Origin of the sequence: Levilinea saccharolytica (assembly GCF_001306035.1) — a bacterium.
GTDB classification, from domain to species: Bacteria; Chloroflexota; Anaerolineae; order Anaerolineales; family Anaerolineaceae; genus Levilinea; species Levilinea saccharolytica.
In genome coordinates this window covers 22807-41564 of sequence record NZ_LGCM01000020.1, presented here as the reverse complement: position 1 = coordinate 41564, position 18758 = coordinate 22807, and the positions used below count along the sequence as shown (strand labels likewise).

Below are 18758 nucleotides of genomic sequence, written 5' to 3'. Positions count from 1 at the left end.
TCGCGGTCGGGGTCATAGGAAATGACCACCTGTTTCTTCTTTTTCTTCTTAGAACCCTTCTTATCCTTTTTGTCGCCGCTCGCGTCGTCCTCTTCTTCTTCTTCGAGGATGGCCGGTTCGACCAAAGGTTTGAGGGCAAAGAGTTCGTTGAAGGATACTTCCGCTTCTTCTTCCCCTTCGGGTTCAGCCGCCGCGGGCGCGGTGACTTCCACTTCGGGCGCGGCAGCTTCTTCTTCTACCGTTTCGACAACCCCTTCGATCTCCGCTTCAATGGGGGCAGAAACCGGGGCCGGGGCCTCCATTTCCACCACCGGCGCGGCGGGCTGTTCTTCCACAGCGGGGGCAGCCGTCAGCGAGTCCATCAGGGCGTTGAGCTGCGCGATGGACTTGGCGCCCACACCCGGCATACGCAGGACGTTATCGGGGTTGACTTTCAGTTCCAGGGCCAGATCGCCCACGGTGGTGTAACCGGCTTCCTGGAGCAAATTGACCAGGTGTTCGGCCAGACCGCTGTCCAGCAGGTTCTGCTGGAAGGCTTCTTCGGGGATGGCAGCGCGGGCTTCGTCCAATACGGCGGGTTCCACCGCGGGTTTGACCGGCTGACGCGCCTGGATGGAGCGCTTTTCCACGCGGTCCACGAAGGCGGCCATCTGGTCGTATTCTTCGGGGGTCAGCGGGCGGCCTTCGGCCTTCTTGGCCAAGGAGGCCGAGATGTCATCCAGGATGGATTGTTCGGCCAGGGCGATTTCAGCCAGCTCGGCTTCGTTCTGCAGACGGTAGAGCGTGTCGCCGGCGGCTTCGCTGAGGGACTTGATGTCAATGCGCCAGCCGGTGAGCTTGGCAGCCAGACGCGCGTTTTGACCGTCGCGGCCGATGGCCAGGCTGAGCTGATCTTCGGGAACCACCACGGTGGCGGTTTTGCCGTTGGCCGAGCGTTCGTTCAGGTACACGCCCACCACGCGCGCGGGGGAGATGGCCTTGGCGATGAAGACCGCGGCGTCGGGGTTCCATTCGATCACGTCAATTTTTTCGTCGTGCAGCTCGCGCACGATGGCTTGAATGCGCACGCCGCGGATGCCCACGCAGGCGCCTACCGGGTCTATGCCCGATTGGGTGGCAGAGACGGCCACTTTGGCGCGCTCGCCGGGTTCGCGGGCGATGGAGCGAATTTCCACGATGCCGTGGTAGATTTCGGGGACTTCATTTTCCAGCAGCCGGCGCAGGAAATCGCGGTGGGTGCGGGAGAGGATGATTTGCGGGCCGCGGGGGTTGTCTTTCACCTCGGCGATGAGGGCGCGCACGCGGTCGTGAATGCGGAAGCGCTCGCCGTTGATGAGGTCTTTGCGCGACATCATGCCTTCGGCGCGCATATCCATACCAATGGTGAGCCCCTGGGCATTGACGGCCTGCACCACGCCGGAGACGATTTCTCCCAATTGCTTTTGGAAGTAATCGAACTGCATCTGGCGCTCGGCGTCGCGGATGCGCTGTTGGATGACCTGCCGGGCGGTCTGAGCCGCCACGCGGCCAAAGTCGCGCGGGGTGCTTTCGACGATGACCATTTCGCCCAGTTCCGCTTCGGGGTTGACCTGGCGAGCTTCGGAGAGGGTCACTTCGGTGCGGGCGTCCTCCACCGTTTCGACAACCTCTTTTTCGGCCATGATGGTGACTTTGCCCGTATCCGGGTTGATTTTGGCCTCGACATGCTGCGCGCTGGAAGCGTTGACCGCCCGCCGGTACGCAGAGACCATCGCAGACTCAATAGCCTGAAGGATGATTTCCTTCGGCAGCTGCTTTTCTTCCAACACTTCATTGAACGCCAGGATAAATTCGTTCTTCATCCTACCTTACTCCAGCCTTTTCCGAACCTTGTCTGACATACAAAGAAAAGTGGGGGTCGCCCACTTTTCGTTGCGCTCTATGACGTTAACTACTCAGTGACCTTATTTTAACATACCTTTCAAGAGATAGCAAGTGATCGTCAGCCTTCGAACGGCCTGGGCGGGGCAGCTTTGATATAATCAACCCCAGCACGTACTCATTTTCGCTTGGACGGAGCCGACATGACAGCAGAATCCTTCTTGTGGTGGCGGGATGGCGTGATTTATCAAATTTACCCGCGGTCGTTTGCCAGCAGCAGCGGCAGCGGGGTGGGAGATTTGCAGGGCATCCGCAGCAAACTGCCCTATTTGCAGGATCTGGGGGTGGACGCCATCTGGTTGTCGCCCATCTACCCGTCGCCCAACGTGGATTTTGGCTATGACGTGAGCAACTATGTGGATATTCACCCCGATTTTGGCAGCCTGGCGGATTTTGACGCGCTGACCGCCGACGCCCACGCACGCGGCATCCGCATTGTGCTGGACCTGGTGCTGAACCACACCAGCGACCAGCACCCCTGGTTTCAGCAGGCGCGCCAGGGGCGCGACAACCCCTACCGCGATTATTACCTGTGGCGCGATCCGCGCCCCGGCGGCGGGCCGCCCAACAACTGGCAGGCGGTGTTTGGCGGCAGCGCCTGGGAATGGGATGAGGCCAGCGGGCAGTACTATTACCACATGTTTTACAAGCAGCAGCCGGATGTGAACTGGCGCAACCCGGCGGTGCGCCAGGCCATGCTGGATGTGTTCCGCTTTTGGCTGGAGCGCGGGGTGGACGGCTTCCGGCTGGATGTGTTTAACCTGTACTTTAAGCACGCCGACCTGCCCGATAACCCGCCCAAGCTGGGGCTGCGCGGTTACGACCGCCAACAGCATCTCTACGACAACAACCAGCCGGAGATGATGGGGCTGCTGGAAGAGATCCGCGCACTGCTGGACCAATACCCGGAGCGCTACGTGGTGGGCGAGACCTTTGATTCGCCCGCGGAGATGGCGGCGCAGTACTGCGCGCCGGGGCGGCTGCACGCGGCCTTTAACTTCAAAATGCTGACCCAGGGCTGGCGGCCGGGCGGCTATCTGCGCGCGGTGCAGGAATGGGAGCATGTGCTGTCGCCGGAAAGCTGGCCCAATTATGTGCTGAACAATCACGATGTGCGCCGCTCGGCCAGCCGTTTTGGGCGCGGGGAGAACGATGAGCGCCTGAAGGTGGCGGCGGCCATGCTGCTCAGTTTGCGCGGCACGCCTTTCCTGTATTACGGCGAGGAAATCGGCATGCGCGATATTTCGCTGCGGCGCAGTGAGATTTTGGACCCGATTGGCAAGCGCTACTGGCCCTTCCATAAGGGCCGCGACGGCTGCCGCGCGCCCATGCAGTGGGACGCGAGCGAGAACGCCGGTTTTGGGGCGGGTCAGCCCTGGCTGCCGCCGCACCCAGACTACACGTTTCGCAACGCCGCGGCCCAGGCCGAGGACCCCGATTCGCTGCTGAACTTCTACAAGCGGCTGCTGGCCCTGCGGCGCGAGCACGCCGCCCTGCGCCAGGGGCTGTTTCAGCCGCTCAGCTACGAGCCGCGCGCGGTTCTGGGGTATTTAAGGCAGACTCAGACCGAAACCCTGCTGGTGGCGCTGAATTTCCGGCGCTGGCCGGCGCGCCTGGTGTTGGGCGGGCGCTTGGCCGGGAAACGCTGGCGGCTGCTGCTTTCCAACAAGCGCAGTGAAGCCCCCGTGCCGCAGGATGGGGTCATCGCTCTGGCAGGCGAAGAGGCGCTGATCCTGAAGATGCTTTAGTCGTCTTCTTCGGCGGCCTGGCCGATGGGGTCGGGGAAGGATACGCCGATCTCGGCCGCGGAAGTGCGCAGCCCTTCGGCCACGTTGGCCAGCAGGGGCACGCCCTCATTTTGATAGCGCTCGGCGCGCTCGAACTCTTTTTCGCCGTGAATGTAGATGCGTTCCTGCCCGGCGGCTTTGGGGGCGTCTTTCAATTCGCTCAGCATGGCGTCCATGTCGGCTTTAAATTCGTCCAGGGGGCGGAAGGCGTCCACGCGCATGGCGGCAAAGAAGTGGCCCACGTCGGCGTTGGGGCGAGCGCTGGAGGGGTGGCCGACATGCGCCAGGAAGGCCGCGCCGGAAAGCACGCCGGAGAAGATATCCACCCACAGCGACAGGCCGTAGCCTTTATAGCCGCGCATGATATCCACGCCGCCCAGGGGCATGAGCGCGCCGCCTTGCAGCACTTCGGCGGGGGTGGTGGTGACTTCGCCGCGCGGGTTGATGCCCCAGCCTGGGGGCATGCTTTTCCCAGCTTTGTCGTAGACGGTGACGCGCCCGATGGGCACGATGCTGGTGGCCATATCCAGCACGTAGGGGCGCTGCTGCCCGGCGGGCACGGCCACGGCGATGGGGTTGGTGCCCAGCACGGCGGTGCGGCCGTAGGTGGGGGCTACCAGGGGCTGCGAATTGGTGAAGCTGATGCCGATCATGTCGTGGGGCAGGGCCATCATGGCGTAGTAGCCGGCGATGCCGTAATGGTTGGAGTTGTGCACGCTGACCATGGCGATGCCCATGTCGCGGGCCTTTTCGATGCAGCGCTGCATGGCGTGGTAGCTGACCACCTGGCCCAGGCCGTTGCCGCCGTCAAAGTTGAGGGTGGTGGGGGTTTCGTGGGTCAGGCGGTAGGGGGTGAGGGGGTCCATCTTGCCGCTGCGCAGGCGCGAGCCGTAATAGGTGTACAGGCGGATGATGCCGTGCGAATCGACCCCGCGCAGGTCGGCGGAGAGGAGCACATCCGCGGTGACGGCGGCGTCGGCGGCGGGCACATTCAGGGCGGTGAAGTAGCGGATCATGAAATCGCGCAGGTCTTCGGCGCGGAAGAGCAGGGTAGCGGGCATGGCTCACCTCGTTTGTGATGGGTGTTTAGGTTAATTGTAGCGCAAAGGGCAAGAGGGGGAGAGGGGGAAGAGATTGCTTCGCCCACCCAAAGAGCGGGGGCGCGCCCCCAAAGAGCGGGACACACGGGGGCTAAGCAGGGGTTTGCTTGTTCGGGGAAGAGATTGCTTCGCCCCCCAAGTGCGGGGGCTCGCCCCCAAAAAGCGGGGGCAAGCAATGACAGCTTAAGGGATGCTCTTGAGGCTGCGCTAAATATCCAGATTAGCCACTTCTTTGGCGTGGGTCTGGATGAAGCGCGTGCGCGGAGGGACTTCTTCGCCCATGAGCATGTCAAAGGTGCGGTCGGCGGCGGCGGCGTCTTCAATGGTGACGCGCAGCAAGGTGCGGTTTTCGGGGTTCATGGTGGTGTCCCACAACTGTTCGGGGTTCATTTCGCCCAGACCTTTGTAGCGCGAGATGCTGGCTTTGTCGGCGCTGATGCCCAGTTCGCTCAGGATGGCGTCTTTTTGCGGGTCGCTGTAGGCATACTGCACCTGATTGCGGTAGGCGATGCGGTAGAGGGGCGGCTGGGCGATATAGAGATGCCCCTGCTCGATGAGGGCGGGCATGTAGCGGAAGAAGAAGGTCAGCAGCAGGGTGCGGATGTGGCTGCCGTCCACGTCGGCATCCGTCATGATGATGATGCGGTGGTAGCGCAGGTTGGTCAGGTCGAAGGAATCGCCGATATTGGCGCCGATGGCCGAGATGAGGGCTTTGACTTCGTTATTGGAGAGGATTTTATCCAGGCGGGCGCGTTCGGTGTTGAGGATTTTGCCGCGCAGGGGCAAAATGGCCTGGAAATGGCGGTCGCGGCCTTGTTTGGCCGAGCCGCCGGCGGAATCACCTTCGACGATGTAAAGTTCGGTCTTCTTGGGGTCGCGTTCGGAGCAATCGGCCAGCTTGCCGGGGAGGGTCATGCTCTCCAGGGCGGATTTGCGGATGACCAGATCGCGGGCCTTGCGGGCGGCGTCGCGGGCGCGGGCTGAGGTGAGGCACTTCTGCACGATGGCGCGCCCGGCGTTGGGGTTTTCTTCCAGGAAAGCGGTAAAGGCTTCGCCCACGGCCTGCTGCACGCCGGTCTGGGCTTCGGGGTTCATCAGCTTGACCTTGGTCTGGCTTTCGAACTGCGGGTCGGGGTGCTTGATGCTGACGATGGCGGTCAGGCCTTCGCGGGTGTCGTCGCCGGAGAAGTTAGGGTCGGATTCCTTGATGAGGTTGTAGCGGCGGGCGTAATCGTTGATCACGCGGGTGATGGCGGCGCGCAGGCCGGTGAGGTGGGTGCCGCCGTCCACGGTGTTGATGGTGTTGGCGAAGGAATACACCGTTTCGGTGTAGGCGTCGGTGAACTGGATGGCGGCTTCAATGCTCATGCCCTCCAGCTCTTTTTCGGCGTAGACCACGGGGTGCAGGGTCTCGCGTGAGCGGTTGAGATAGCGCACAAAGGAGACGATGCCGCCGTCAAAGTAGAAGGATGCCTCGCGGTGGTTCAGCTCATCCACCAGTTGGATGCGCACCTTGCGGGTGACGAAGGCCATTTCGCGGAAGCGCGTGGCCAGGGTGTCGAAGCGGAATTCGACCTCTTCTTTGAAAATTTCAGGGTCGTAGCGGAAGGTGGTGCGGGTTCCGGTGACTTCGGGGGGGCATTCACCCACGGTGCGCACGGGGAATTGGGGGATGCCGCGCTCATAGCGCTGCAAATACACCTTGCCGTCGCGGCGCACTTCCACCTCACACCAGGCCGAAAGGGCGTTGACCGCCGAGACGCCCACGCCGTGCAGACCGCCGGAGACCTTGTAGCCGCCGCCGCCAAATTTGCCGCCAGCGTGCAGCACGGTCATAACCACTTCGAGGGCGGAGATTTTCTTTTCGGGGTGGGGGTCCACGGGGATGCCGCGGCCGTTGTCTTCCACCATGACGGCGCCGTCTTCGCGCAGCACGATGAGGATATGGTCGCAGGTGCCGGCCAGGGCTTCGTCAATGGAGTTATCCACCACCTCATAGACCAGATGATGGAGGGCCTTTTGATCGGTGCCGCCCACATACATGCCGGGACGGCGGCGCACGGCTTCGAGCCCTTCCAAAATCTGAATATTGCTGGCGTTATACGAGGTGGCAGTCGGTTTGGTGGATTCCACAGCGCGGTCCTTGGACGGTTAAGAGCCTCTCCCTGCGCTAGGCGCGGGTGGGGGAGGAAGGTTGCATGATTTTTTTCAGATTGGCCTGCATCCATTCGATGCCGCCGCGGTAATAGACGAAGCTGGCGGCGATGAGACTGCTGGAGATGAAGGCGTGCCCGCCCAGACCCAGCAGGAGCATCCACGAATTGCTGGGGGGGATGCGCCAGATGATGTCGAGGCCCTGGCTGATGACGAAGAGCACCACCAGAAAGAGGCTTGCACCGGGGAGGAAGAAGCGCACCAGGCGCAGGCTGGTGAGGGTGGCGGAGACCACGTTTTGACGCAGGGCAAAGACGCCGTGCGGGGCGAACACCAGGGGGAAAAGCAGCCAGATGAGCACCAGGCCCATGAGGAAGAGGGCGATCTGGGCCAGATCCGGGTTGATGGCGGCCAGCAGGGTGGTGGCCAGGGCGATGGGGAAGAGCAGCACCATCAGCAGGAAGATGAGGGCCAGATTGAAGATCAGAATCTGCATGAACTGCCAGAAAAGGGCGCGCAGGGTGTCTTGACGCTGGGTGGGGAAGGCCAGACGGGCGATGCGGCCGAAGAACAGGCTGCCGATGAAGAGGCCCGCCAACAGGAGCAGCAGCCAAAGGCCCAAAGCGCCGGCGGCGGTGATCATTTCATATTCCTGCGAAGGCCCCAGCGGGGTTTGGGCCACGCCGTTCACCGACAGCAGGCTGGGGACGCCGATGGGATAGGTGCGCAGCACGCCCAGCAAGTTGAAAGATTCAAGGGTTTTTTGCCAGGTTTCGGTGATGCGCTGGATCAGCAAGGCCGATTCGGGCGCAGTGGTGGGGGGCAGCTGGCTGAAAAAATCGGTGACCCAGGGCAGCAGCAAGGCTTTCAGACGCAGTTTGGGGCCGAACCACAGCCAAAGATCCAGCGCCAGAGGCAGCAGGATGATCCAGACGTTGGCAGCGATGAGGTTGAAGCCCGCGGTGACGGCCGGAATGAGGCGGGGCGGGGCGGCCTGGGTGGTTTCGGAATTCGCGTCCATATGGCCTCAATTTTACCACAGGCGGGCGCACGCCGGGCGAGGCGAAAACCATGACCGCGGTGTGACTTTGGTGACTTGGCAGCACGCCAGGGGGAGGTTAAAATGAAAGCTATGATTGAAACGCCCGCCCCAGCGGCTTTGAGCAGTGAGGAGCACCCCGTTTTTCCGGACGTGAACCGGCTGAGCGTGCTGACTTCTACCATTCTGCTGGCCTATGCCCTGACTCCGCTGGTGGACACGCAGGAACGGGTGTGGAACTTGACCCTGCCGGGGGCGGTATTTTCCTTCAGCTTTGATCTGGCCACCCTGGTGGCTTTTGCGGTGGCGGGGCTGGCGGCGGTGGGGTGCGAATGGCTGCTGCGCGGGCATCCGCGCCTGGGGGAGGGCAGCACGCTGCCGCATTGGCTGGTGCCGATGATGACGGCCTGGGCCATTGGGGTGACGCTGAACACCCTGGAAGTGGGGGTGGAATGGTGGGCTATGCTGGCGCTGGGTGCGCTGCTGCTGCTTCTGGTGTTCATCGCGGAATACGTGGTGGTGGATTTATCCGGCGCGCTGTTTGCCCCGGCCATGGTGGGGTTGACGGCGGTGGCCTTTGCTTTGTTTTTGATCCTTTCCATCGCCATGCGGGCAGCGGAACTGCGGCTGTACCTTCAGCTTCCGGCGATGGTGCTGGCGCTGTTTCTGGTGGTGCTGCGCGCGCTGTACCTGCGGTTGGGGGGGCGCTGGGCCTGGGGTTGGGCGGCGGGCATCGCATTGTTCACCGGCCAGATGGCGATGGGGCTGCATTACCTGCCTCTGCGGCCGATCGCCTACGGTCTGATCCTGCTGGGGACGGCCTATGCGCTGACCAGCGCGGCGGGGGCCTGGGAAGAGGGGCGCCCCAAGGCGATTTTGTGGATTGAACCGGCGCTGATGCTGACGGTGCTGTGGGCACTGGCGTTTTGGTGGAGTTAGGGCGCGTGGGGCGGCTGCGGTTTCCCCCGGCGCTGTGGGATGCCATGATCCGGCACGTGGAAAGCTGTTTGCCGGAGGAGGGCTGCGGTCTGGTGGGGGGGACAGATGGAACAGCCCAGGTGGTTCTGCCGGTGGAAAACGCGGCGCACAGCCCGGTGCGTTTTCGGATGGAGCCGCAGGCGCAGTATGACGCTATGATGCAGTTGGAGGCGGCCGGGCAGGAGATTTTGGCCATTTTCCATTCGCATCCCAGCGGCCCCGACCATCCGTCGGAGACGGATGAGCGCGAGTTCGCCTATCCGGATTCGGCGGTGCTGATCTTTTCACCGGCGGCGGAGGGTTGGCGTATGCGGGCTTTTGCGGCGGTGGAGGGGCAGGGTTTTTTGGAATTGGACTGGGAAGTTTTGCCGGAAACGCAACCCGGCGGGAAGATTGGGGTTTAACATTTCGACAGGCGGAGGTATGTGAAGATGGAGATTCTACGGATTTTATCGGTTCTGCTGTTGGCCTACCTGGTAGGTTCAATCCCAAGCGGCTGGATTGTGGTCAAAATTGCGACAGGTAAAGACGTGCTCAAGGTGGAGAGCGGCCGCACAGGCGGCACCAACGCCATGCGCGCAGCGGGCTTTTTTGCCGGGCTGGTGACGGCCATTTTGGACGTGTTGAAAGGCGTTTCCACCGGCTGGATTGTGAGCTGGCTGATGCCGGGGGATGTGTGGCTGCAAGTGCTGGCGGCGGTCTTGGCCATTATCGGCCACAACTATTCGGTATTTTTGCTGAAGCTGGATGAAAACGGCAGGCTGCGCTTCCGCGGCGGGGCCGGCGGAGCCACCGCCCTGGGCGGGGCGATTGCCTTATGGCCGCAAGCCTGGATGGTGATCTTGCCGCTGGCGGTGCTGGTGTTCCTGCTGGTGGGGTATGCCTCGGTGACCACCATCAGCATCGCTGCCTCGGCTTTGCTGGTGTTTATCTACCGCGCCGCGGTGGGCACATCTCCCTGGGTGTATGTGCTCTACGGTGCGTTGGCGTTGGCGATTGTGGTGATTGCGCTGCGGCCCAATCTGGAACGACTCAAGCGGGGCACGGAGCGCATGGTGGGGCTGCGGGCTTACCTGCTGAAGAAAGCTGGACGCAAGCCGTAGTCTGACCCATTTCTGAGACGAAAAATAAGATCACCCCGACCGGTGCGTGGGGTGATCTTTTCTATTTCAAAGGGAGAGGGATCAAGGGGAGAGGGGTTAGACGTCCTCTTCGTATTCCTGTTCCTGCTGGGCGATGGCGATGATGGCAGCCAGGTCGATGCCTTCGGCCTCGGCGATTTGCTTGAGCACCGCGCGTAGATTGCGGCGGTGGAGGTCTTCGGCCAGCCCGCCGAGATAGACGCGGCTCTTGCCGCAGGCGGCGATGTCCACCTGAGAGAGGGCTTCCAGGGGGTTGCGGCGCTTGAGGGCAGCTTTGACCGATTTACGCACAGCGCTGAGGTAGGCGACGTTCTCTTTGACGGCGTTGTCAATCTCGCCGCGCAGGATGATATCCCCGTGGCCCTGAATGATATTTTCCAGGCCCATTTTGCCCATAGATTTCATGGTTTCGGAGAGCTGATCCAGACTGCCGTCCACCACGTAAGGGATGGGCATGAAGGCGTCACCGGCGAAGAGCACGCGGTCTTCTTCCACCAGAATGGAGATGCCGTCGCGGCTGTGGCCGGGGGTGGAGAACAGCACCAGGTTTTTCTTGCCCACGCGGAGGGTGATCTGACCTTCGTCAAAGGTGAGATGGGGCAGGACGATCTTGACGTTCTTGAAGGCCGGGTTCTGCTTGCGGGCGGCTTCCAGGGCGGTTTGGCCGCGCTCGGCCATGATCTGGCCGGTGAGGCTGTGGGCGATGATGGTGGCGCCGGGGAAGAAGCAGTTGCCCCAGGTGTGGTCAGCGTGGTTGTGGGTGTTGATGATGTAACGAACAGGAACGCTGAGTTCTTCCTCGATGAAGGAGCGCATGGCCAGGGTTTCATCGGGTAGGGCCAGAGTGTCGATGACCACCGCCCACTGGGGGCCTGTGATGACCCCGGCGGTCACCTGTGCATAGACATCACTTTGAAACCAGTACACATTTTCGGAGACGCGTTCGCGCTGCATGGACCCTTCCTGTTCTTGGACAAACCGATTTGGTCAACCGGCGGTATGCGAAGTAATTCGAAGAGTATTAATAGCACAATTGAAGGCAAATGTCAAAAAAAGGGCCGCTGCAAATGTAGAAGGTGGGGGCGGGCAAAAAGTGCGCCCCGCATACAAATGCGGGGCGCGGTTGGGGAGGAACGGAGAAATTGCGAAGGTTAAAGCACCCGGGAGAGGAATTCTTTGGTGCGCTCCTGGGTGGGGTTGGTAAAGAGCACGTTGGGCGGGGCTTCTTCGACGATTTGGCCGCTGTCCATGAGGATGGCGCGGTTGGCGGCGGCGCGGGCAAATCCCATTTCGTGCGACACCACCACCATGGTCATGCCTTCCTGGGCCAGATTCATCATCACATCCAGCACTTCCTGGATCATTTCGGGGTCGAGGGCGCTGGTAGGCTCATCGAAGAGCATGATCTTGGGGTTCATGGCCAGGGCGCGGGCGATGGCCACGCGCTGCTGCTGTCCGCCGGAGAGCTGGCCGGGGAGGGCTTTGGCTTTTTCGGGGATGCCCACCTTGTTGAGCAGCTGTATGGCGATCTCATCCGCTTCGGCTTTGTCCCGTTTGCGGATGATGCGCTGGGCCAGGGTGATGTTATCCATCACCGACAGGTGGGGGAAGAGGTTGAACTGCTGGAAGACCATGCCCACCTCGGTGCGCACGGCGTTGATGTTTTCGGCGGTGTCGAGGGGAATGCCGTCCACCACGATGCTGCCTTCGTTGAACTCTTCCAGGCGGTTGATGCAGCGCAGCAGGGTGGATTTTCCGGAGCCGGAGGGGCCGATGATGACTACCACCTCGCCGCGTTCCACATCCAGGCTGACGCCGCGCAGGGCGTGGACGGAGCCAAAGCGCTTGTGAACGTTTTTGATTTGAATGATGGGAGCCATAGGGTTACCTCTCCAGGCGGGACTTGCGCTCGATGAAGGTGACAAGGCGGGCGGCGAGCAGAGTCATGACCAGATAGAGCAGGGCGATCATGCTCCAGGTTTCCACCGGAATGAAGTTGGCGGCCATGAATTCGCGCCCGCGGCGGGTCATATCGGCCACGGCAACCACGCTGACCAGGGACGAATCTTTGAGGATGGAGATGAATTCGTTGCCCACCGGGGGGAGGATGACGCGCACGGCCTGCGGCAGGATGACGTAGCGCATGGCCTGGACGTAGGACATGCCCAGGCTGCGGGCCGCTTCCATTTGGCCTTTGGAGATGGACTGAATGCCGGCGCGGTAAATTTCGCTCATGTAGGCGGCATAACAGAAGGTGATGCCGAGAATGGCCATGCCGACCGGGTTGGCGAGGTAATTCTTGAGGGCTTCAATGTTTAGCGCGCTGCCGATGCCCTGGATGACAGAGGGGAAGGCAAAGTACCAGAAGAGCAGCTGTACCAGCAGCGGGATGCCGCGAACGATCTCGACATAGACGGTGGCGATGCCGCTGAGGATGCGGCTGCGGGAGATGCGCCCCAGGGCGGCGATCAGACCGACGATGAGCACCAGGAAGAAAGAGATGATGGTGGTTTGGATGGTGACCCCAATGCCGTCGCGGACGAAAAGCAGAATGCGCATGAAGGGATCGGGGCGGGTGGTGATGAGCAGGATGATCATGCCGATGACGGCGAATACAAGCCACCACCAGGGATCGAAATAACCCTTACTATCGGCTCCAGCAGAGGCTGGGGCGGTTTCGGTCTTTTTCTTCTCTTGAAGGTCCATGATGGAATAGGTGTGAGAAAACGCCTGCGGGGCACACAGCCCCGCAGGCGCATAGAGGGTGGATTATTGGCCCGCGAGCCACTTCATTTCGAGCTTCTGGACAGTGCCGTCGGCTTTGATGGCGGCCAACCCGTCGTTGATCTTTTTGAGCAGGTCGGCGTTTTTATTGCACACGGCGATGCCGTAGGATTCGTCCGTGAAGACCTCGCCCACCGTGGTGAGCTTTTCAGAATTCTGGCCGATGAAACCCAAAGCGGTGGGGTAGTCGGCGATGACAGCGTCAATCTGGCCGTTGGCCAGGTCTAAGAAGGCCAGGTCATAGGAATCGTAGGTTTTCAGTTCCACGCCCTCGATCTTTTGGGCCTCAATGGCGCCGGTGGTGCCCAACTGAGCGCCGACCTTCTTGCCAGCCAGGCTTTCGGGGCCGGTGATTTCGGTGTTGGATTTCTGCACGGAGATGATTTGACCGGCGTTGATGTAGGGCTCCGAGAAGAGCATATCTTTCTTGCGGTCTTCGGTGATGGTGATGGCGGCGATGGCGACGTCATACTGGCACTGGCTGAGGCCCGCGAGCATAGGATCAAAACCGATGTTGACCCACTCGATTTCGATGCCGGCCTTGGCGGCCAGGGCGTTCATCAATTCGACATCGAAACCGGTCAGCTCTTTGGTAGCTTCGTCCACGGTTTCGAAGGGGGGGAAGGTTGCATCCGTGGCCACGCGCACCTTGGTGCTGGCGGGCTGGCAGGCGGTCAACGCGATGCTAAGCAATACCAAGACAGATACAATGATCAGGCTCGTGCGTTTCACTTCTTTTCTCCTCATTATGATATTTGGGTGTTGCCGGTTTGATGCGTGAATATGTGCAGGTGTGAAGCGGCGATGACGGGGCGACAGGACGCCAACCGGCATGGATACCAATTGATAACTTTAATTGTATTATATACGGGTTTTTGCCCCTTGGGCACAGAAAAGGACATTTTAGGTACAAACGTCACCCTTTCACCGGGGCGAGTGGGGCTGGGCTGTGATGCTCTGGTGGGTTTCATGTTAGAATCCACTTGCCCGGCGGTGAGGGTTCAGCCCGTCCGGCGTCCAGGAGGAGGTCATGCTGCGAGGGTTCTTCATTCTGCTATCCAAAGTCCCGTGGGCGCAGCGGGTGATCACGCGTTGGGGGGTGGCGCGGCGGGCGGCGCGGCGATTCGTGGCCGGAGACACGATTGCAGACGCACTGCAGGCAGCCTTGGCCTTGAATCAGGCGGGCATGCAGGTGAGCCTGGACCCCTTGGGTGAAAACACGACCCACGCCGAGGGGGCCGAGGCGGCGGCACAAGAGATTCTGACCCTATTGGACAGCCTGCACGCTCACGAACTGCGCGCTAACGTTTCCATTAAACTATCCCAACTGGGTCTGGCGCTGGATGAGAATCTGTGCCGTCAGCTTTTGGGAAAAATCCTGGCTCGGGCCGGGGAGCGGGGCGTTTTCATCCGCATTGATATGGAAGACGCCAGCCTGACAGAGCGCACGCTGGAGATGTTTCACTGGGCACGCCAGCAGAGCGAGGGCGTGGGGGTGGTGATTCAGGCCTATCTGTACCGCAGCGAGGCGGATTTGATGCGCCTGCGCGAGGTGCAGGGAAAAGTGCGGTTGTGTAAGGGGGCTTACCGCGAAGGGGCGGACGTGGCTTTTCCGCAGAAATCGGCGGTGAACCGCAACTACGACCATCTGGTAAAGGTGCTGTTGGAGAGCGCGCGAGCGGCGGGCACGCCGCTGTTGAGCGCGGACGGACGCACCCCGCCGCTGGCGGCGGTGGCCACGCATGACCCGGCGCGCATCGCCTTTGCCGAAGCGGAGATGGCACGCCAGGGGCTGCCCAAAGGCTCGGTGGAATTTCAGATGCTGTACGGCATCCGGCGGGATTTGCAGGAAACCCTGGTGCGTCAGGGGCACGCGGTGCGCGTGTATGTGCCCTATGGGACGCATTGGTACCCCTATTTCATGCGGCGGCTGGCCGAACGGCCGGAAAACGTGCGCTTTTTCCTTTCGAACCTGTTCCGAAAATGAACCCAGAACCGCTTGCTTTGGATGAACGTATGCCTTTGGCAGTGGTGACCGGCGCCGGTCAGCGCCTGGGGCGGGCGATTGCCCTGGGGCTGGCAGCGCGCGGCTACGCCGTGGGGCTGCATTATCACGCCTCGGCCCAGGCGGCGGAGGAAACCGCGGCAGAGATCCGCGCCCAGGGCGGACGGTCATTTCTGGCCCAGGCCGACCTGCGCGACGAGGGGCAGATTGCGCGGTTGTTTGCGCAGGTGGACGGCTGGGATCACCCGCTGCGTGTGTGGGTCAATTCGGCGGCGGTCATGCCCGCGCAGGACGCGGACACGATGGCGGCCGAAGAGTGGGACGCGGTGATGGATTTAAATCTGCGCGCGCCGTTTTTGTGTGCGCAGCAGGCCGCGCGGCGCATGGACAGCGGCGGGGTGATCATTAACCTGTCGGATTCGGGAGCGGTGAAGGCCTGGAGCGGTTTCCCGGCTTACACCGTCAGCAAGGCGGGCGTGGAGGCGCTGACGCGAGTGCTGGCGCGGCGCTGGGGGCCGCGGGTGCGCGTGAACGCGGTTGCGCCGGGGCTGATCCTGCGCGGTGAGATGACTACGGCGGAGGAGTGGCAGGCCCTGACGGGGCGGCTGCCGATGCGCCAGGGCGGCGGCCCGCAGGATGTGGTGCGGGCGGTGGTATTCTTGATTGAAAACCCGTATATTACGGGCGAAACGTTGGTGGTGGACGGCGGTTATCGTTTGATCTAGGTGAAGGGATATGCAGACACCCAAACTCTCCATTTTTCGGATCTTTGCACGAGCGGCCCGCCCTTGGATGTTGGCGGCGGTGAGCCTCTTTTATCTGCTGGGGTTGGGGACGGCGGTGTATTTGGGCGAGCTGATCCGCTGGCAGATCGCTGCAACGGGGTGGGGCGCGGCCCTGTTTTTGATGGTGAGCAGCTTTTGGCTGAAGGCCTACTTTGACCGGCTGGCGGACCCGCGCGGCAAGCGCAGCGGGGAGGGCAGCCCAGAGCAGCGCCTGGAACCGGGGCTGTGGCTGCAAATGGCGGTGACGGCGCTGGCCGCGGGGGCGGCTTTGACTGTGGCGCTGATTTTTCAGGGGGCCTTGAGCCTGACGGGATGGTTGGTTTTGGGCATGGCGTTTGCACTGGCCTTTTTCTACGCGGTGCCGCCGCTGCGCCTGTCGGAGACGGCCTGGGGCGAGATGGCGCAGGCCCTGTTGGCGGCCAACCTCATCCCGGCGCTGGCCTTTGTGCTGCAGGTGGGTGAAATTCACCGCCTGATCGCCATGCTGACCTTCAGCCTGACGGCCTGGACGCTGGCGGCGTTTTTGGCGCTGGGGCTGAAAGATTACGCCCGCGATTTGAAATGGGGACGCAAGACCCTGCTGCTGACCCTGGGTTGGCAGCGCGGGATGGTGCTGCACAATGTGCTCATCATGAGCGGCTACCTGCTGCTGGTGACGGCTTCGGCGGTGGGGCTGCCCTGGCGGCTGACCTGGCCGGTGCTGTTGACTCTGCCGCTGGGCTTATTTGAAATCTGGCAGGTGGTTCAGATTAATAACGGCGCCAAGCCGCGCTGGCCGCTCTTGGATTTGACGGCCCGCGGACTGGTGGGGATCAGCGCTTATTTGCTGGCGATATCAGTTTGGTTGGGATAAAAGACAATGCCTGAATTCTTGGAATTGATGCCTCCTCAAGAGGCTTTGGCGGTGTGGCTGCGGGCCATGCCGGAACCGCGGGTTGGGGTGGAGCGCATCCCCAGCGCGCAGGCTCTGGGCCGGGTGACGGCTGAGGCGGTGCGCTCGCCGGAGGCTCTGCCGGGGTTCGCGCGTTCCACCGTGGATGGCTACGCCGTGCAGGCGCGCAGCACCCACGGGGCCAGTGATACCCTGCCGGCCTATCTGGAGCTGGTGGGCGAAGTGCCGATGGGGGCGGCCCCGGGTTTTGCCGTGGGGTTGGGGCAGGCCGCGGTGATTCACACCGGCGGGATGCTGCCGCAGGGGGCGGACAGCGTGGTGATGTTGGAGCTGACCCAGACCGCGCGGGCCGGGGAGATTGAGATTTTCAAGGCCGTTGCCGCGGGTGAAAATGTGCTCAAGGCGGGTGAGGACGTGGGCATCGGGGAAGAAGTTCTGGGCCGGGGGGTGCGGCTGGACGCGGCGGCCATCGGTGGGCTGATGGCCCTGGGACTGACCGAGGTGGCGGCGGCGCGCAAGCCGTTGGCAGCTGTCCTCTCCAGCGGGGATGAAGTCGTCCCGCCGGATCGGGCGGTGAGGCCGGGGCAGGTGCGGGATGTGAACAGTTACGCCCTGGCGGCGCTGGTGGAAAGCTGCGGCGGGGAGGCGCGCTTGTACGGCATTGTGCCGGATCGGGCCGAGGCGCTGCGGGCGGCGCTGCGCCGGGCGCTGGATGAGGCGGATTTTGTGGTGATCACGGCCGGGTCTTCGGCCAGCGCGCGCGATCTGACCGCCGCGGTCATCCGCGAAAGCGGCGCGCCGGGGGTGCTGGTGCATGGGGTCAACGTGCGCCCGGGGAAACCCACCATCCTGGGGGTGTGCGACGGCAAGCCGGTGGTGGGGCTGCCGGGCAACCCGGTGAGCGCGTTGGTGATTGCACGCCTGTTCGTGCGCCCGCTGGTGGCGCGGCTGTTGGGGGCTGTACCCGGCAAGCCGCAGGCGGCTGTGCCGGCACGGCTGAGTTTGAATCTAGCTTCGCAGGCCGGGCGGGAAGATTGGGTCCCCGTGCGGCTGCGGCGCGAGGCGCAGGGTTGGGCGGCTGAGCCGATCTTTTACAAGAGCAATCTGATCTTTTCGCTGGCGCACGCCGACGGCCTGGTGTGCATCCCGCCGGACGCCACCGGTTTGGAGGTGGGCGCGGCGGTGGAAGTGGTGCTGCTGTGACAGTTCGATGCAAACGCGGCGGCCTGTGGCTGGCCGCTGTGCTGGTGAGCCTGGGACTGGCGGCCTGTGAGCTGGGCGGCTGGAGTGTTCTACCTGGGGGGGCAGGTGGAATCAGCGCGGCAGCCGCCCCGCCGGTGAACGCGGCGGTAACGGAAACGGTGACGCCTTTCCTACCGGAGCCGGTGACGTTGACGCCGACGGCCTCGCGCACCCCCACGGTGACGCGCACGCCGCGACACAGCCCCACCCCCAGCAGCAGCCCTACCCCCGAAAATACCCCCACCCCCGCGTGGGATTTTCACCCGGCGGGCGAGCTGACTGCGCCGGTGCTGCTGTATCATCACGTTAACGACCAGGAATCCAACCTGTACACGGTGACGACCACGGATTTTCGCAATCAGATGAAGGTGCTGGCTGAGCGCGGCTACACCACCATCCCCATCTCTTTGCTGGTGCGGGCGGTGCGAGATGGGGCGCCGCTGCCGCCGAAAGCGCTGGTGATCACCTTTGACGACGGCAACCGGGATGTATACACGCGCGCGTACCCCATTTTGCAGGAATTTGGGTTCACCGCCTCGGTGTATCTGGTGGTCAATTATCTGGACCGCGGCGAGAGTATCCTCAGCCACGAGCAGATTGACGAACTGCTGGCGGCGGGCTGGGAATTTGGCAGCCACAGCATGTCGCATACCGAGCTGACCCGCGATTACAGCAACCTGTGGTATGAGGTCAGCCGTTCCCGCTATGAGTTGGAGGAGTATTTGGGGACGGATGTGATCACCTTCGCCTACCCCTATGGGGTGATGGATACCGTGGTGCAGCGCTCGGTGCGCGAAACGTTTGAGGCGGGGTTGGGGCTGGGGACTTCCAGCCTGCACACGCCGGACAGTTTGTTTTACTTGAGCCGCATAGAGGTGCGGCGAAGCACATCATTGGCTGATTTTAAGGCGCTCATTCCTTGATGCTTTG

Annotated in this window: 17 protein-coding genes; 9 read left to right on the top strand and 8 right to left on the bottom strand. The window is 62.4% G+C overall.

Annotated features, from left to right (window positions below; genetic code table 11):
- Positions 1 to 1841, bottom strand: a 1841-nt coding sequence (gene nusA, locus ADN01_RS05320; protein WP_075070985.1) for a transcription termination factor NusA, incomplete at its 3' end; no start/stop codon positions are given.
- 222 nt (positions 1842 to 2063) lie between these two features.
- On the opposite strand from nusA, the gene ADN01_RS05315 reads away from it, so the two are divergent.
- Positions 2064 to 3668 carry a glycoside hydrolase family 13 protein gene (locus ADN01_RS05315; protein WP_062417899.1) on the top strand — a complete coding sequence of 535 codons (1605 nt, stop codon included), beginning with the start codon at positions 2064 to 2066 and terminating at the stop codon, positions 3666 to 3668.
- Here ADN01_RS05315 and ADN01_RS05310 read toward each other — a convergent pair.
- The 3 genes from ADN01_RS05310 to ADN01_RS05300 all read right to left on the bottom strand — a co-directional run bounded on the left by ADN01_RS05310 (position 3665) and on the right by ADN01_RS05300 (position 7982).
- A complete protein-coding gene (locus tag ADN01_RS05310) occupies positions 3665 to 4768 on the bottom strand; it encodes an Ldh family oxidoreductase (protein ID WP_062417900.1) in 1104 nt (367 codons plus the stop codon). The two genes, ADN01_RS05315 and ADN01_RS05310, sit on opposite strands and share 4 nt — an antisense overlap.
- A 246-nt stretch (positions 4769 to 5014) precedes the next feature.
- On the bottom strand, positions 5015 to 6940 hold the full coding sequence (gene gyrB, locus ADN01_RS05305) for a DNA topoisomerase (ATP-hydrolyzing) subunit B (RefSeq protein WP_062417901.1): 1926 nt from the start codon (positions 6938 to 6940) through the stop codon (positions 5015 to 5017).
- 37 nt (positions 6941 to 6977) lie between these two features.
- Positions 6978 to 7982 carry a hypothetical protein gene (locus tag ADN01_RS05300; protein ID WP_062417902.1) on the bottom strand — a complete coding sequence of 335 codons (1005 nt, stop codon included), beginning with the start codon at positions 7980 to 7982 and terminating at the stop codon, positions 6978 to 6980.
- Positions 7983 to 8084: 102 nt separating this feature from the next.
- Between ADN01_RS05300 and ADN01_RS05295 the strand changes: the two genes are divergently transcribed.
- Genes ADN01_RS05295 through ADN01_RS05285 form a run of 3 tightly spaced genes read left to right on the top strand, consistent with a single transcriptional unit; the run spans position 8085 to position 10081 of the window.
- Positions 8085 to 8939 carry a DUF5656 family protein gene (locus tag ADN01_RS05295; RefSeq protein ID WP_062417903.1) on the top strand — a complete coding sequence of 285 codons (855 nt, stop codon included), beginning with the start codon at positions 8085 to 8087 and terminating at the stop codon, positions 8937 to 8939.
- A complete protein-coding gene (locus ADN01_RS05290; protein ID WP_147239014.1) occupies positions 8912 to 9382 on the top strand; it encodes a M67 family metallopeptidase in 471 nt (156 codons plus the stop codon). The genes ADN01_RS05295 and ADN01_RS05290 overlap by 28 nt, the downstream gene beginning before the upstream one ends.
- A gap of 27 nt (positions 9383 to 9409) precedes the next feature.
- Positions 9410 to 10081, top strand: coding sequence for a glycerol-3-phosphate acyltransferase (locus ADN01_RS05285; protein ID WP_062417905.1), 672 nt, complete (start codon positions 9410 to 9412; stop codon positions 10079 to 10081).
- Positions 10082 to 10177: 96 nt separating this feature from the next.
- Here the strand turns inward: ADN01_RS05285 and ADN01_RS05280 are convergent, their stop codons facing one another.
- From ADN01_RS05280 to ADN01_RS05265, 4 genes are all read right to left on the bottom strand, one after another.
- Positions 10178 to 11074 carry an MBL fold metallo-hydrolase gene (locus ADN01_RS05280; protein ID WP_062417906.1) on the bottom strand — a complete coding sequence of 299 codons (897 nt, stop codon included), beginning with the start codon at positions 11072 to 11074 and terminating at the stop codon, positions 10178 to 10180.
- Positions 11075 to 11271: 197 nt separating this feature from the next.
- Positions 11272 to 12000 (bottom strand): amino acid ABC transporter ATP-binding protein, encoded by a 729-nt coding sequence (locus ADN01_RS05275; RefSeq protein ID WP_062417907.1) that lies wholly within the window; start codon positions 11998 to 12000, stop codon positions 11272 to 11274.
- Positions 12001 to 12004: 4 nt separating this feature from the next.
- Positions 12005 to 12826 carry an amino acid ABC transporter permease gene (locus tag ADN01_RS05270; protein WP_062417908.1) on the bottom strand — a complete coding sequence of 274 codons (822 nt, stop codon included), beginning with the start codon at positions 12824 to 12826 and terminating at the stop codon, positions 12005 to 12007.
- Between the two features lie 63 nt (positions 12827 to 12889).
- Positions 12890 to 13636, bottom strand: coding sequence for a basic amino acid ABC transporter substrate-binding protein (locus tag ADN01_RS05265; protein WP_062417909.1), 747 nt, complete (start codon positions 13634 to 13636; stop codon positions 12890 to 12892).
- Between the two features lie 298 nt (positions 13637 to 13934).
- On the opposite strand from ADN01_RS05265, the gene ADN01_RS05260 reads away from it, so the two are divergent.
- From ADN01_RS05260 to ADN01_RS05240, 5 genes are read left to right on the top strand one after another with little or no spacing between them, the layout of a single operon-like run.
- Positions 13935 to 14891 carry a proline dehydrogenase family protein gene (locus tag ADN01_RS05260; protein WP_075070984.1) on the top strand — a complete coding sequence of 319 codons (957 nt, stop codon included), beginning with the start codon at positions 13935 to 13937 and terminating at the stop codon, positions 14889 to 14891.
- Positions 14892 to 14920: 29 nt separating this feature from the next.
- Entirely contained in the window at positions 14921 to 15634 is a 714-nt protein-coding gene (locus tag ADN01_RS05255) for an SDR family NAD(P)-dependent oxidoreductase (RefSeq protein ID WP_160318380.1), read from the top strand.
- Between the two features lie 10 nt (positions 15635 to 15644).
- Entirely contained in the window at positions 15645 to 16547 is a 903-nt protein-coding gene (locus ADN01_RS05250) for a prenyltransferase (RefSeq protein WP_062417912.1), read from the top strand.
- Positions 16548 to 16553: 6 nt separating this feature from the next.
- Complete coding sequence (locus ADN01_RS05245; RefSeq protein WP_062417913.1) at positions 16554 to 17789, top strand: molybdopterin-binding protein; 1236 nt, start codon at positions 16554 to 16556, stop codon at positions 17787 to 17789.
- A complete protein-coding gene (locus ADN01_RS05240) occupies positions 17786 to 18751 on the top strand; it encodes a polysaccharide deacetylase family protein (protein WP_075070983.1) in 966 nt (321 codons plus the stop codon). Before ADN01_RS05245 ends, ADN01_RS05240 begins: the two co-directional genes overlap by 4 nt.
- The last annotated feature ends 7 nt before the right edge of the window (positions 18752 to 18758 follow it).